Source organism: Wolbachia endosymbiont of Aedes aegypti (genome assembly GCF_021496215.1).
In the GTDB taxonomy this organism is placed as follows: domain Bacteria; phylum Pseudomonadota; class Alphaproteobacteria; order Rickettsiales; family Anaplasmataceae; genus Wolbachia; species Wolbachia pipientis.
In genome coordinates this window covers 480,674-493,916 of record NZ_CP090902.1, presented here as the reverse complement: position 1 = coordinate 493,916, position 13,243 = coordinate 480,674, and the positions used below count along the sequence as shown (strand labels likewise).

The following is a 13,243-nucleotide window of genomic DNA, read 5'->3' as shown; positions in this document are numbered from 1 at the left end:
GTGGAAAATTTAAAGTGAAGGTAGCCAAAATAATTAGGGATACCAGACCAAGTTTGATGGTCTTAATGCTAAAATGGATGAAGTAGACATTAAATGCTAAGTGATTAATGTATTTTCCATATTGAACTTACAGCACGTAGCTTTGATATAGAAGTTTGGGTAACGTTATGATAGTAATTTATATAATTCTTTGTGCAATCTTCATAGCTGTTTTAGATAGTTCACTAGATTCTTAATTAGGTGATATGTCGAACTTAGAGAAGGTTTTCATAAATGTTGAAGTGAATAATTATGTTTTTTCCTTGAGTTGTAAAATTTCAGAATGAGAGAGACCGGTAATTTGAGCGATAACATCTATAGAGACACCGGCCTTGAGTGAGTTTTTTGCAACTTCAATTTTACCTTCAATTTTACCTTCAATTTTACCTTTTTCATGGCCGATTTGGATGCCTTCTTGTCTACCTTTTTCGTGACCAACTTTAAGACCCTCATCAAATTTTTGAGCGAAAGCAGCAATCTCATCCATTATGCGTTTTTTCATTTGCTCATATGCTAGTAACTCTTCTTCTGACCAATTAAACTTATTCATCTCTTCATAAGCTCGTTTTATTATTACGTCACTACCAACTATTTTATCTAGGTCTTCTTCGTTTGTTTCTGCTGCATATCGGAAAAAATAACACCATTTTTCTACTATATTTTCTAGTTGGTCTTCTTTTGTCTTTGTAAATTTTGGTAATTCTATGAATACGAAGTAAAAATCCTTTAAGTCATGTTCAAAGCTATTTTGATCTAAAATGACATGATTAGATTTATACTCAGACTTATCTGGAAAAATAATACAATCAGCAACAGCAATAAAGATAATTTCTTTGAGGTTATGATAATCATCACCTTGATCAGCTTGACTTAAGTAGGCTTTGGCAGCATAATATTGAGCACGCTTTTCGAAGCCCTTGGTCTTAGTGAACTGCATTTCTATAATATATCTTGAACCTTGAGAGTCTTTACAAAGAACATCGACAATACTTTGCTTTTTAGCGGCAATCTCAGGATCCAAAATGGTAGCTAAGAATTCAACATCGTGAATAGCAGCCAAGCCAGTAAAGCCTAAAATATCGTTCAAGAAATGAATGAGGATATCTTTATTCTTCTCGGTGCCAAATATTCTTTTGAAGGCATAATCGTTGCGTGCGTCAAGAAACTTGGAAAGAGCCATGAGAAAGTAAGATAAAAAGCATTAATTATTATACACAATTGTGAGGAAATGTTCAATCTTTTTATTGTTTTAAATGTGTTGATGAAAAAACGTCTGTCAGAGATCATCTGAGAATTGCATTTAAGGCTTTAGATGAAAGAGGGGATATCATCTTTTTATAGTTGCCTTATAAAAGGCCTTAAAACCACAGCAAATGAATTGATGAGCTATTAAGAGCTTAAAAATATTTATTTTCAGTGTGAGAGACTAACCTCCTAATAAAAATACGAGCCTAAAAGCTCAATTACGATTTACCTAACATCGTGAGGACAGGTTTGTCAATCTCTCACACCTTATATTTTAAAATATTCAAAAAATAATATCAACATATTTTGGTAGCAAATTTACGTTGGATCTATATCCTGTAAGTATGGGCGAAAAAAAGAAGGTTATAATATATACAGATGGATGGAAATCCAGGGCCTGGTGGATGGGCAGCCGTGGTAATGTATGAAAATAAAAGTGTCTTTATCAAAAAACGTATCTCTGGAGGTGAAAACAAATAACAAGATGGAGCTAAAGGCTGTAATTAATGGACTAAAGATGTTAAAAATTTCCTGCAAAGTTATTGTACACACTGATAGTCAGTATATTAAACAAGGTATAACAGGATGGATCAACAAGTGGAAAACAAATGGTTGGAAGACAGCTGATAAAAAGCCAGTAAAGAACAGGGAATTATGGCAGGAGCTAGATGAAGTTGCTTTACAGCATGATGTTAATTGGAAGTGGGTTAGAGCTCACAGTGGTAATACCTATAATGAAGAGGCAGATAGACTTGCTAGAAAGGAATCTAAAAAGCTAAAATATAGAGATTGTGAGATCAAGAAATCACAAAAAAATAGAGGGAGCTCTAAGTTTCATAGATTGGAGGGAGTGTTATGGCAATAATTCTTTTAGACACAAAAACTATAAACCGTATAGCAGCAGGAGAGGTAATAGAAAGGCCAGCGAGTTTAGTAAAGGAATTAGTAGAAAATGCAATAGATGCTGGAAGTTCAGAAATAGAGATTAAAATAGAAAGTGGTGGACGTAACCTTATAACTGTGATAGATGATGGAAATGGAATAGAAAAGAACGATCTGGAACTAGCACTTATGAGGCATGCCACTTCAAAATTAAGTGATAGTGAGTTAATAGAGATCAGACATCTTGGCTTTAGAGGAGAGGCTCTGCCTTCAATTGCAGCAGTAAGCAGAATGAAATTATCGTCTAAGGCAAGTGGAGCAAAGGAAGCATGGTCTATAAGGTATGAGGGAGGAGAAAAAATAAGAGAGATTACCCCTTGTTCTTTGTTGCAAGGTACATATATTGAAGTTCGTGACTTATTTTTTGCTACACCAAATAGACTAAAGTTTCTAAAAACCGAAAGGGCAGAAACACAAAGTATTGTTGATATTGTGAATAACTTAGCGATGATTAATTATAGTATTGGGTTTACTCTCACTTCTGGTAATAAAAAGCTCTTAAAATATGTTAAGCAAACTTCGCTGTTCAACAGATTATGTGAAATAGAAGAAGAATTTCAAAGCAATTCACTGGAAGTTAAAGAGGAAGAAGAAGGCATCAAACTTAAGGGACACATCTGTAAACCTAATGTCAATCGTGGCAACTCAACTCAGATTTATACGTTTGTTAATGGAAGGCCAATAAAAGACAATCTACTTGTTGGTGCAATTAGATATGCGTATCACGATTTTATTCCAAACAATAGGTATCCTTTTGCAGTGTTGCATTTAGAAGTACCATATGACCAAGTAGATGTAAATGTGCATCCAAATAAATCGGAAGTAAGATTTCAGAATAAAAGGCTAATATATGAAATAGTGAGAAGAGGGATAATAAAAACACTATCAACGAGATTTGCAGCGGGTGATCAAGGTATTGAAGAGGAGCTAATTTTTAATGATAGTAAAAGCCAAGAGCAGGTTGATAGTCAAGAGAAAAAAGATCAAAAAGAGTTTTATGAAAAGAGACCAAGTCTTTTAGAAAATCGTCTAATGAAAGAATTCAATGCACCAGATGAAAGAAGACAAAGCTTACCAGAAACTTTTAAGTATGGAGAATCCCTACCCCAAAAGGGAACGATGGTTTTAGAAAGGAAGCAAATTGATTTGGTAGAGGATCATCCCCTAGGATATGCACGTTGTCAGGTCCACAATACTTACATTATTGCTGAGGCTGGAGATAGGCTGATTATAGTAGATCAACATGCAGCCTATGAGAGGTTGATATACGAGTGCTTAAAGCAAAAATCAAGCATAAAAAGACAAAAACTTCTTCCTGAAACAGTTGAAATTAAAAACCAAGCTGGAATGGGGATGGTTAAAACTTATAAAGATGAGCTTTTTGAAATGGGTTTTGATATTGAAATACAATCAGAAGATAAAGTAACGATAAAAGAAATACCTGCAATCTTGGGAACAATAGATATAAAAGAGATGCTAGTTGATATAGTAGATAAGTTAATGGAAATGGAAGATACGTTGCCAATAGAGGATAAGGTGAATAAAATATCAGCCACAATCGCTTGCCATGGAGCAGGAAGAAAAATGAAATTGGAAGAGATGAATGAGATACTAAGACAAATTGAGAAAACTCCATATTCTGGTCATGAAAGACCAACTTATATAGAAATGAAACTAATTGATATAGAAAAATTGTTTGAAAGGAGATGAGTTCAGTTTGTCAAAAAGGTTCCCAATTAAGTATACGTAACAGCTCTTCTGGTTATGGAGTATAAAATGTGAAAAAAGAGAATAAATGCTCTAATTTTTTAGATTACAAAGTAATAGGACAGGAAGTAAGAAATCGTAGGTTAGCAAAGGGATATACTCAAAAAGATTTAGCAAAAAAAATCGATACAACATATCAGGTAATACTGCAATATGAAAAAGGAACACGCAGAATTTCAATTAAGAAGTTATATGAATTAGCAGAAGCATTATCAACAACTGCTAGAGATCTAGCTTGCGGACAAGAAGTATCAAATGAGGAAAGGTATGAGGAAGAAGAGATATTAAATCTAGTAAGAAGACATAAAGAGATTAAGGACCAAGAATTACGAGAAACGTTTTATTTATTAACTAAATTCATCCGTATTAGTGAGGAAGAAAGTGGAAAGGCAGTAAAAGTAGAGGTGGCAAAGGGTTTAGTTAAGGAAGGAGTTTCTGCTCATGTTATCTCTCAAACGACCAGTTTATCTATTGATGAATATGATAATGATGAGAAAAAAATTTCCATTCCGTATAAAGTAGGTCAAAGAATAAAAGAATGGAGATTGAGAAGAGGATACACTCAAGAAGATTTAGCAAGTAAAGTGGGCATAATAAATCAAAGAATATATGAATATGAACAAGGACGAGCTGCTGTTTCACTTGAAATGTTGAATGAAATAGCAAAGGTACTATTAATTAATATTACAGATCTGCTTCCAGAAACAAGAGAAAATGAGAATAGTGAAGCAGAGCTATCAAGGTTAATAGAAGAATACAAAAAGATTAAAAGCCAAGAACTACGTGATGTACTAATAAAGTCTCTGCTTGAAAGCATACAAATTTGCAAAGAGAAAGTAAAGAAAATAGAAAAGATAAAAATTGCAAAGAACTTAGTTAAGGAAGGAATTTCTATCAATATTATTTTAAAAACAGTGGGCATCTCTTTAGACGAAATTCAACAAATTTAAAATAAAAAATCAGTATCTATTAATATCTTTACTTTTTGATGAAAAAATAAGTAAAAAAGATTGAAAAATTGATTTGACTTCACTCAAAAGCTATGGCCTTATGCCAATGCTGATAAAAAACAGCAGTAAATATATAAAAACATTTTGTTATTAGTGAAGGGTAATTTTTATGAATAATAAGGAAAACAGTAAAGATCGTAGAGAAGAAATAGAATTCAGAGCATTAGAAAGCAACGGTAAAGCACTACTTGATCGTGAAGTAATAGAAACGTTTCTAAGTGCAGTGCATGACAGGGAAGAAGCTCGAATTATTGCTAGAAAGCTAATAGATAGTTTTGGAATAGGAGGAGTTTTAGGCCAGGAAATAGATGACTTGAAAACTATAGAAGGGATAACTGACTCTACAGTAGCAGTAGTTTTATGCCTAAAGGAAGCTGCAAAGAGAGTACCAAGAGAAGAGTTAAAGAAAGGACCTGTAATGGATAACTTGGAAACCATAGTAAAATATTTGAGGGTGAGTATTGGTGTGCGCCAAGAAGTGCGTAAGGAACAGTTGGTGAAAATCCAACACGGGTAAAGCTTAGCCGGCAACCTGGAACAAACCATTATGCTGCGTAAGGTAACGAGCGTAGTAAAGCTAATGGAATGGACAACATAGGGTGCAACGAAAGTGAAGGTATTGAGTCCCGTAATTCACGCGTCATGGGGGCTGACACTTTACATTTGGTGGAAGGCAACATGGGTAATAACGCTAAGGCAAGATATTACTCACCTCATCGGGATCGAAGGCCGCGTCATATGTTGAGATGGACCTTACGTGAACTTGGGAGATCCTTTGTATTCCTGTAAGGGTACTCTGGAACAAGTCAATAAAGGCGAGGACTGGAGGAAGATGCAAAGGAAGTCGGACTAACTGATAGTACTCGGAGTGTGGGAAAGCCACATACAAGGGGAAGCGGTTAGCAATATAGTGACTGGTATAGGGATTGCTATACCAATACAACAGAGATTAGAGGAGTATGCAAGGAAAACTAAACCAGATAGCAGTAAGGGCTAAGCAAGATAAGCGAGTAAAATTTACATCATTAGTTCATTTGATTAATGAAGAGAATCTTGCAGAGTGTTATAAGGAACTAAAACGCAACAAGGCTTGTGGTATAGATCGTGTGACAGTGGAAGCTTATGGAGAAAATCTAGAAGAGAAACTTAAAACACTAGTGGATAGTATGAAGAGAAAACAATATCACCGCTACCAGTGAAAAGGGTATACATACCCAAAGCCGGGAGCAAAGAGAAGCGCGGTCTCGGAATACCATCAACGGAAGATAAGTTGGTACAGGTAATGCTAAAGAAGATATTAGAAAATATTTATGAAGCAAACTTTATGGACAGCTCGTATGGATTTCGACCAGGAAGAAATTGTCATCAGGCGATAAACGCTCTAGATAAAGCAGTTATGCACAAACCAATTAACTATATTGTAGAAGTGGATATCAAGAAGTTCTTTGATAATGTTCAACATAAATGGCTAATGAATTGTCTAAGGGAACGAATAGCTGACCCAAATTTATTGTGGTTAATAAAACGATTTCTAAAGGCAGGAATAGTCGAAGTTGGATGTTATAAAGCAACCGATCAAGGCACACCACAAGGTGGTATAGTAAGCCCTGTCTTAGCTAATATATACTTACACTATGTGCTGGACTTATGGTTTGAAAAGAAATTTAAGCCAAAAGCCAGAGGATATTTACAGCTAATAAGGTTTTGCGACGATTTTGTAGTTGGCTGCGAGAGGGAAGAAGACGCAAAAGAATTTCTAGAATTACTGAAACAAAGACTAAGTAAATTTGGGTTGGAAATAGCTGAAAATAAAACAAAAATAGTAAAGTTTGGTAAGAAAGAATGGTATCAAGCAGAAAGAGAGAAACGTAGGACGGCTAGCTTCAACTTTCTAGGATTTACACATTATTGTGGAAAAAGTCGTAATGGTAAACTTATGATGAAGCAGAAAACTTCAAAAATAAGCCTAGCCAGAAAGATTAAAGAAATCAAAGAATGGTTGAAGATGGTACGAAGTCGTATCTGTCTCAAAGATTGGTGGCAGAAACTTAAAGCCAAACTAACAGGACACTATAGCTACTTCGGAGTTAGCGGAAATTATCGGTGTTTGATTCAATTCTATCGACCGGTAACAAAGTTAGCATTTAAGTGGATAAACCGACGTAGTCAAAAGAAAAGTATGGATTGGGAACAATTTATACACTATTTAAAAGTAAATCCATTACCAAAACCAAAGGTATATGTTTCTTTATACACAGGAGCACTAGTGTGAACGCTGTATTGTGGAGCCGTGTGCGGGAAATCCGCAAGCACGGTTCTTTTGGGGAGACTATGGTTATGAGACCAAATCGCTGGTTTCAAGGTCATGAGTCTCTACCAGACGTCAAGCAAGTTTTTTCGTTTCTATAAATCTGGATTTCAGCGTTATGCGCTGGAATGACAACGTGAGGTAAATTTTTCAACATCCCAAAATTACAGAATTCAGTCTGTTTAATTAAGTGTGAACTGTTACACGAAAATTTTGTAAACAGATTAATATACCCTGTTTTTGCTATTCATCTAAAAATGGAACCATAGAGTACGTTGAGGAGCGTAAGCAAATTTTAATGCAAAAATTACTATCAAAAAATAGATTATGCAAGAGGTCTAATTATTCTGCCGCAATTTTGCTCTATCACACTTGCCACATTTAATATTCCAGCTTCATCATAATAATTTCCAATCACTTGCAAGGCAAGTGGTAAACCCTCATTGGAGAGCCCAACAGGAACAGAAATAGCAGGCAATCCTGCCAGACTTGCCGGCACAGTAAACACATCATTGATGCACATAATTAGCGGATCTGGCTTTTCATTTAAGCCAAAAGCTTCTGTTGGAGCAGATGGCACAAGTATGTAATCTATTTTTTCAAACGCTTTTATAAAATCATTTCTGATTAATGCCCTGATACACTGTGCTTTTTCGTAATATTCATTGTAATGACCTGAGGAAAGCGCATAAGCGCCAATTAAAATTCTTCTTTTCACCTCTTTACCGAAACCTTCTGCTCTTGTTAGTGAATACATTTCTTCAAGGGTATCAGCATCAACCCTGAACCCATAACGCACACCGTCATAACGAGCAAGATTGGATGAAGTTTCAGCAGAACAAATTAAATAATAGACTGGTATTGCATATTTAGTATGTGGCAGAGTAACGTCAACAACTTCAGCGCCATTTTCTTTTAAATAGGAAGCAACTTTCTCCCAATTATGGACTATTTCCTCTGAAATTCCATCCATCCTATATTCTTTTGGTATACCAATACGCTTACCCTTGACATCACCATTTATAAAGCTAGAAAATTTAGGCACTGGCTTTTCGCTTGATATTGAATCTTTTGTATCATAGCCACAGATTGCTTCCAGCATTAATGCTGAATCAGAGACAGAACGAGTAATGACTCCTGCTTGATCTAGAGAACTCGCAAATGCAATCATACCAAAACGCGAGCATCTTCCATAAGTTGGCTTTATTCCAACCACTCCACAATAAGCTGCTGGTTGGCGCACAGATCCACCGGTGTCACTCCCTAGTGCTCCAGCGCATAAAAATCCAGCCACCGATGCTGCAGATCCACCAGATGATCCACCAGGAACAACTTTTTCCCCATCGCTTTTTCTAATCCACACATTTTCAACAGGGCCAAAATAGCTATTTGTGTTCGCAGAACCCATAGCAAATTCATCCATATTAAGCTTACCGAGCATGGCTGCTCCACTTTTTAAAAGCAAGTCAGACACCGTAGATTCGTAAGTCGGAACGAAATTTTCCAGCATTTTTGAGCATGCTGTTGTTTTTATTCCTTTTGTACAGAATAGATCTTTGATGCCAACTGGTACACCCATGAGCGGCGAGATTAAATCATCCTTTTGCCTAGAGAAATGTTCATCTGCAGCTTTAGCAGCTTTCATTGCTATCTCTGGGGTTTTTGTTATAAATGCATTTAATTTCTCATTTTCAACCGCACTGATGTGCGCCTCTACGAGTTCAACGGCAGAAAAACTCTTTTTTTTGAGCCCGTCATGCATTTGTGTAATACTTAACTTTCTTAGTTCATTCATCAATATTTAATTTTTAGCAAGACGTTAATTATAACATGGCACGATAAAAAATCCATACATTTATAGTTACAGCTAGAAATGTAGCTAAGGTAACTTAGATTCACCGACAATCGTCATCCCGCTACTTGTTAGCTGCTAAGAGATACCGCAGCGGTATGACGTAGAAGCTATACTTTTATACTCACCAACTCAGTATCCAATCCGGATTGTATCTTAAAAAGGTCAAAAGACTATAATCAGCAAAGGAGTGATACTGTGTCTGAGTGAAAATCGTTGAGATCCCAGTGTCTGCTGCTTGCATAGCATTTATTTACAAAAAAATAGTCATGCAAGAGACTTTGCTTGGATATTTGATATAATTTAGGTCTATTAAAGCAAAAAATACTAACATGAATGAAGTGATAACATTTGGTTGTCGTCTAAATTTTTACGAGAGCGAGTTAATCAAAGAAGCATTAAAAAAAGCAAAGAGAGAAAATGTTGTTGTGGTGCATAGCTGTGCAGTGACAAACGAAGCAGAACGTCAGGTAAAGCAAAAGATACGTAAGATTTACAAAAATGATCCAAATAAAGAAATTATCGTAGTTGGTTGTGCTGTTCAGTTGGATCCAGAAGTTTACAGTAGCATTCCTGGTGTAAGTAAAGTGCTCGGTAATCAAGATAAGCTAAAAGCTGAAAATTACTTACTAAATGACGATAAAATCTTGGTCAGTGATAACCAAGTAGAACCTGTTCTAATTAATGGATTTGAAGATAAGTCAAGGGCATTTATTGAAATTCAAAATGGTTGTAATCATAGCTGCACATTTTGTTCAATTACTGAGGCAAGAGGGAATAATCGATCTGTGCCAATAAACAGTATTATAGAGCAAATCAGGATCTTTGTAGAAAATGGATATCAAGAAGTAGTGTTTACAGGGGTTGATATTACTGACTTTGGTACAGATTTGTTGGGTAAGCCATCACTTGGTTCAATGATTAGGAGAGTTTTAAAGGATATACCAGAGTTGAAGAGGCTAAGACTTTCCTCTATCGATGTTGCTGAAGTTGACGACGAATTAATGGATTTAATAGCTAATGAGTCAAGACTTATGCCTCATTTACATTTGAGTCTACAATCTGGTAATAATTTAATACTAAAGAGAATGAAGCGTCGTCACAACAGAGAACAAGTGATAGAATTTTGTCATAAAATGAAGAGCTTGAGGCCTAATATAGCATTTGGCGCTGATATTATTGCTGGATTTCCAACAGAAACTGATGAAATGTTTCAGGATACAGTTGATTTACTGAAAAAAACAAATATAGTTTACCTACATGCTTTTCCATATTCAGAGCGGAAAAATACACCTGCTGCACGAATGCCACAAGTACCAGAGAATGTGCGTAAAGAACGAGTAAAAAATTTAAGAGAAGTAAATAAAGAAATTATGAGCAGTTTTTGTCAATCCTTGATCAACACTAAGCAAAGTGTTCTGGTTGAGCAAAATAATGTCGGTAGAACAGAAAATTTTGCATTAATAAAGCTTGAATCAAAAGCTCAAGCCAAGAGTATTGTGAAAGTTAATGTTAAAGGAGTGGAAAATAATTATCTAATTGGAAATATTTTTTCTTAATTTTTGTACATTGAAGAAATATACGATATAGTAATTATACTGTAAATGATAATTGTGAATTCATTTATGATAACTAGAATATCTATTACTTTATTTTTGATTTTCATTTCATGTGTCTATTTTTTTATTACTTATATTAGTAATGATACACACATTGAGCAAGTACAACCCTTAAAATTAGAAACAGACAATAATAAAAGTGTGATACGTTCTGAGGAGGTTACTGCAAAAGAAATACCAATAAAATATCAAGAACTTGAAAGTAGTCCACCTTCTGTTTTCCAAGTAGCTGATCAGAAAAATATGTGGTCACGTATTGCAGATCAAGCTGAGCCTACAAAAGAAAAATCAAAAAAACTTGATTTTTATGTTAGCGCTAACGGTGGTAAGGTATACCATGATAATTCAGAAATATTTGTAAAGGGTATACAAGAAATAGGAAAAAGAGTCCTAACTTTAGTTGAAAGTCATTATGGTTTTATAATAAAAAATATAGTGGCAGATGAAATGAAAAGTATACAGCAATTTGATGGTAAAATTGATTTCCAGTGGTTTAGCAGCATGTCTTTAGGTTACTATGCTGGAGAAAATGGTAAAATTGATTTTGAAGCCGCGTATTCTATAGCCAATATTGAAGATAGTAATTCTCCTCCGGTATTTGATAAATCAGCAAGTATATTTGCGTTTTTGTTAAACTTCTATTATAATCCCAGCGTTCAGGATACACAATTTGCTCCGTACATCGGTCTTGGTATAGGACCAACAGTTTTTAGATTAAAAAGGATTAATGGGTCACCCCAAAGTTCAATGCCACTGAATGTTCCTTGGTTTGCTTATCAAATAAAACTTGGTGTTGATTATTCAATAATCCCAGAAATCAAAACCTTTCTCGGCTATCGTTACTTTAGCGTTCCGATACCTGTTGCAGATGACATATCTACTCACAATATTGAAGTTGGTTTGATATTTAATTTTTAGTGATAATTTAATATATATATAAATTCTTATCTTTTCTATCTAACAAACCAAATGTTGGTACGGTTGTTGCTTTTAAAAAAATGACAGTTTCTACTGTTCTAATATTATTCGCTAGCCTTTTTGATTTCTGATGCAATAAGCTTTGCTTATCTTCTCTATGTTCTATAAGCCCGCCGATTACCATAATTTCACCGCTCTTAATTTTTAACATAGAGTTCATTTCTCTGATTTCAACAATTGGAATGTCGCTATTTAATTTCATTTTACTCTGCTGTGCGACGTACTCTATATCTGGATCTTTAGTGTAGCCGTTAATTCTTGATAAAGTTGGATGTATATCCATGAATATTTCACTAGTATCAATGTTAATGCTTGGGTGGATTATTAGCACAACACCTATTGGGACGCTATTCATCTTGGTAATTAAGGTCTGATTAGAGTTTCTAGTATCTTTTTGTATATCGGAGGTAAAATAAATATGGTTTTTAGTAAATGAAATCATCGCTTGCTGATTATTTATAGCATGTACTCTGGGGCTTGAAATTACAGTTGAAGTGCCAAATTTGTCTAAATTTTTTACTAAATCTCCTAGATCATTTGCACCAAAGTTCATTGCTAGGTTAATAATGGAGTTATCTTGATTTATTATAGACTTAGTTCCATCTTGTAAGTCATTTAAGTTCATACCAGAAAGGTATTTGTCATCTAGCACAACTTCAACTATTTTTGCCTCTATCATTACTTGAGAAGACGCTAACTTCTTAACCTTATTAATATATTCTTCAACAGCTTTGTGGATATCTTTTCTAGCATTCAAAATAATAACACCAGCTTCTCTGTTGGATGAAAGGAATTCGCCATCATCCACCCCGTTAACATCCATTATTGCATTCAAGCCTTTTTCTAATGAATTCCATAAGTCACTACTGTATTGAGACTTCATAACATTGTTATAGTCCCTATCAACGTTACTTCCATCACTGTTAGTAATATTGTTATTAATGACGAAACTGCTTTGAGCAGAATGTTGAATATTGATGAAGTCTACGTAATAATTTTGTGCGTATGGCAAGTCCTGCTCAATTCTAATTACACCATTACTTGTTGAGTAACGCAGTTTGGCGCTATTTGCTATACTCTGAATTACTTCGTTTATATCCTTATCTTTTAGCTTTAAAATAATATTACCTGATATTTTTGGGTCCATATCCAAGTTAACGTCAGAAAGTTTTCCTATCTCAATCAGCAAATCCTTTACTGATACTTCTTCACTAACATTAATAGAAATAAGCTGATTACTGATTGTGAGATCGGGAAACTCTATTGGTAAAGGCATAATTTCTGGTATTGCCGGTTCATTAATCTCCAAAGAGGTGTTATATTGTTGCAACGGATAATCGTGCTTATAATTGTCTATGTTAATAGGATATTGCTTGGTAGGTAGATGTGTGCAAGAAATAATGAAGAGGAGTATTAAGCATTTAAAAATAGCCATTAGAACAGCATACAAAATCTATACTAATAGATTTCTATAAAAATATTA

10 protein-coding genes and 2 pseudogenes are annotated in these 13,243 nt (G+C 34.8%); 9 read left to right on the top strand and 3 right to left on the bottom strand.

The features are described from left to right. Positions 1-289: 289 nt before the first annotated feature. Positions 290-1,219 carry an Rpn family recombination-promoting nuclease/putative transposase gene (locus tag L0Z58_RS02505; protein WP_010962647.1) on the bottom strand — a complete coding sequence of 310 codons (930 nt, stop codon included), beginning with the start codon at positions 1,217-1,219 and terminating at the stop codon, positions 290-292. A gap of 409 nt (positions 1,220-1,628) precedes the next feature. Here L0Z58_RS02505 and rnhA point away from each other — a divergent pair. The 7 genes and pseudogenes from rnhA to ltrA form a co-directional block, all read left to right on the top strand. Then, positions 1,629-2,050: pseudogene (gene rnhA / locus L0Z58_RS02500) on the top strand (ribonuclease HI); the annotation flags it as partial. Positions 2,051-2,139: 89 nt separating this feature from the next. Then, positions 2,140-3,936: a DNA mismatch repair endonuclease MutL gene (mutL, locus tag L0Z58_RS02495; RefSeq protein ID WP_010962646.1), complete on the top strand. Its 1,797-nt coding sequence runs from the start codon at positions 2,140-2,142 to the stop codon at positions 3,934-3,936. 68 nt (positions 3,937-4,004) lie between these two features. Further along, the gene (gene wmk / locus L0Z58_RS02490) at positions 4,005-4,943 is read left to right on the top strand and encodes a WO male-killing family protein Wmk (protein ID WP_010962645.1); all 939 of its coding nucleotides are present in this window, start codon (positions 4,005-4,007) and stop codon (positions 4,941-4,943) included. A gap of 169 nt (positions 4,944-5,112) precedes the next feature. Next, positions 5,113-5,481, top strand: a pseudogene (locus L0Z58_RS02485) (DNA repair protein RadC); the annotation flags it as partial. Positions 5,482-5,871: 390 nt separating this feature from the next. Continuing rightward, positions 5,872-6,000: a hypothetical protein gene (locus tag L0Z58_RS06615; RefSeq protein ID WP_255324786.1), complete on the top strand. Its 129-nt coding sequence runs from the start codon at positions 5,872-5,874 to the stop codon at positions 5,998-6,000. Continuing rightward, entirely contained in the window at positions 5,963-6,202 is a 240-nt protein-coding gene (locus L0Z58_RS02480; RefSeq protein ID WP_227738621.1) for a hypothetical protein, read from the top strand. The genes L0Z58_RS06615 and L0Z58_RS02480 overlap by 38 nt, the downstream gene beginning before the upstream one ends. Beyond that, positions 6,199-7,275 (top strand): group II intron reverse transcriptase/maturase, encoded by a 1,077-nt coding sequence (gene ltrA / locus L0Z58_RS02475; protein ID WP_233700146.1) that lies wholly within the window; start codon positions 6,199-6,201, stop codon positions 7,273-7,275. The genes L0Z58_RS02480 and ltrA overlap by 4 nt, the downstream gene beginning before the upstream one ends. A gap of 361 nt (positions 7,276-7,636) precedes the next feature. On the opposite strand, the gene gatA is transcribed toward ltrA, so the two are convergent. Continuing rightward, a complete protein-coding gene (gene gatA / locus L0Z58_RS02470; protein WP_010962643.1) occupies positions 7,637-9,106 on the bottom strand; it encodes an Asp-tRNA(Asn)/Glu-tRNA(Gln) amidotransferase subunit GatA in 1,470 nt (489 codons plus the stop codon). Positions 9,107-9,495: 389 nt separating this feature from the next. Between gatA and mtaB the strand changes: the two genes are divergently transcribed. Together mtaB and L0Z58_RS02460 are read left to right on the top strand one after the other, a co-directional pair. Continuing rightward, positions 9,496-10,722: a tRNA (N(6)-L-threonylcarbamoyladenosine(37)-C(2))-methylthiotransferase MtaB gene (gene mtaB / locus L0Z58_RS02465; protein WP_010962641.1), complete on the top strand. Its 1,227-nt coding sequence runs from the start codon at positions 9,496-9,498 to the stop codon at positions 10,720-10,722. A 66-nt stretch (positions 10,723-10,788) separates the two neighbouring features. Continuing rightward, positions 10,789-11,700, top strand: coding sequence for an outer membrane protein (locus L0Z58_RS02460; RefSeq protein WP_038228260.1), 912 nt, complete (start codon positions 10,789-10,791; stop codon positions 11,698-11,700). Between the two features lie 7 nt (positions 11,701-11,707). Here the strand turns inward: L0Z58_RS02460 and L0Z58_RS02455 are convergent, their stop codons facing one another. Continuing rightward, on the bottom strand, positions 11,708-13,195 hold the full coding sequence (locus tag L0Z58_RS02455) for a type II secretion system protein GspD (RefSeq protein WP_022626270.1): 1,488 nt from the start codon (positions 13,193-13,195) through the stop codon (positions 11,708-11,710). Positions 13,196-13,243: the final 48 nt, after the last annotated feature.

Coding starts and splice junctions, on each gene's coding strand:
- L0Z58_RS02505 (WP_010962647.1), bottom strand. CDS start 1,219: ATGGCTCTTTCCAAGTTTCTTGACGCACGCAACGATTATGCCTTCAAA.
- mutL (WP_010962646.1), top strand. CDS start 2,140: ATGGCAATAATTCTTTTAGACACAAAAACTATAAACCGTATAGCAGCA.
- L0Z58_RS02480 (WP_227738621.1), top strand. CDS start 5,963: ATGCAAGGAAAACTAAACCAGATAGCAGTAAGGGCTAAGCAAGATAAG.
- gatA (WP_010962643.1), bottom strand. CDS start 9,106: ATGAATGAACTAAGAAAGTTAAGTATTACACAAATGCATGACGGGCTC.
- mtaB (WP_010962641.1), top strand. CDS start 9,496: ATGAATGAAGTGATAACATTTGGTTGTCGTCTAAATTTTTACGAGAGC.
- L0Z58_RS02460 (WP_038228260.1), top strand. CDS start 10,789: ATGATAACTAGAATATCTATTACTTTATTTTTGATTTTCATTTCATGT.
- L0Z58_RS02455 (WP_022626270.1), bottom strand. CDS start 13,195: ATGGCTATTTTTAAATGCTTAATACTCCTCTTCATTATTTCTTGCACA.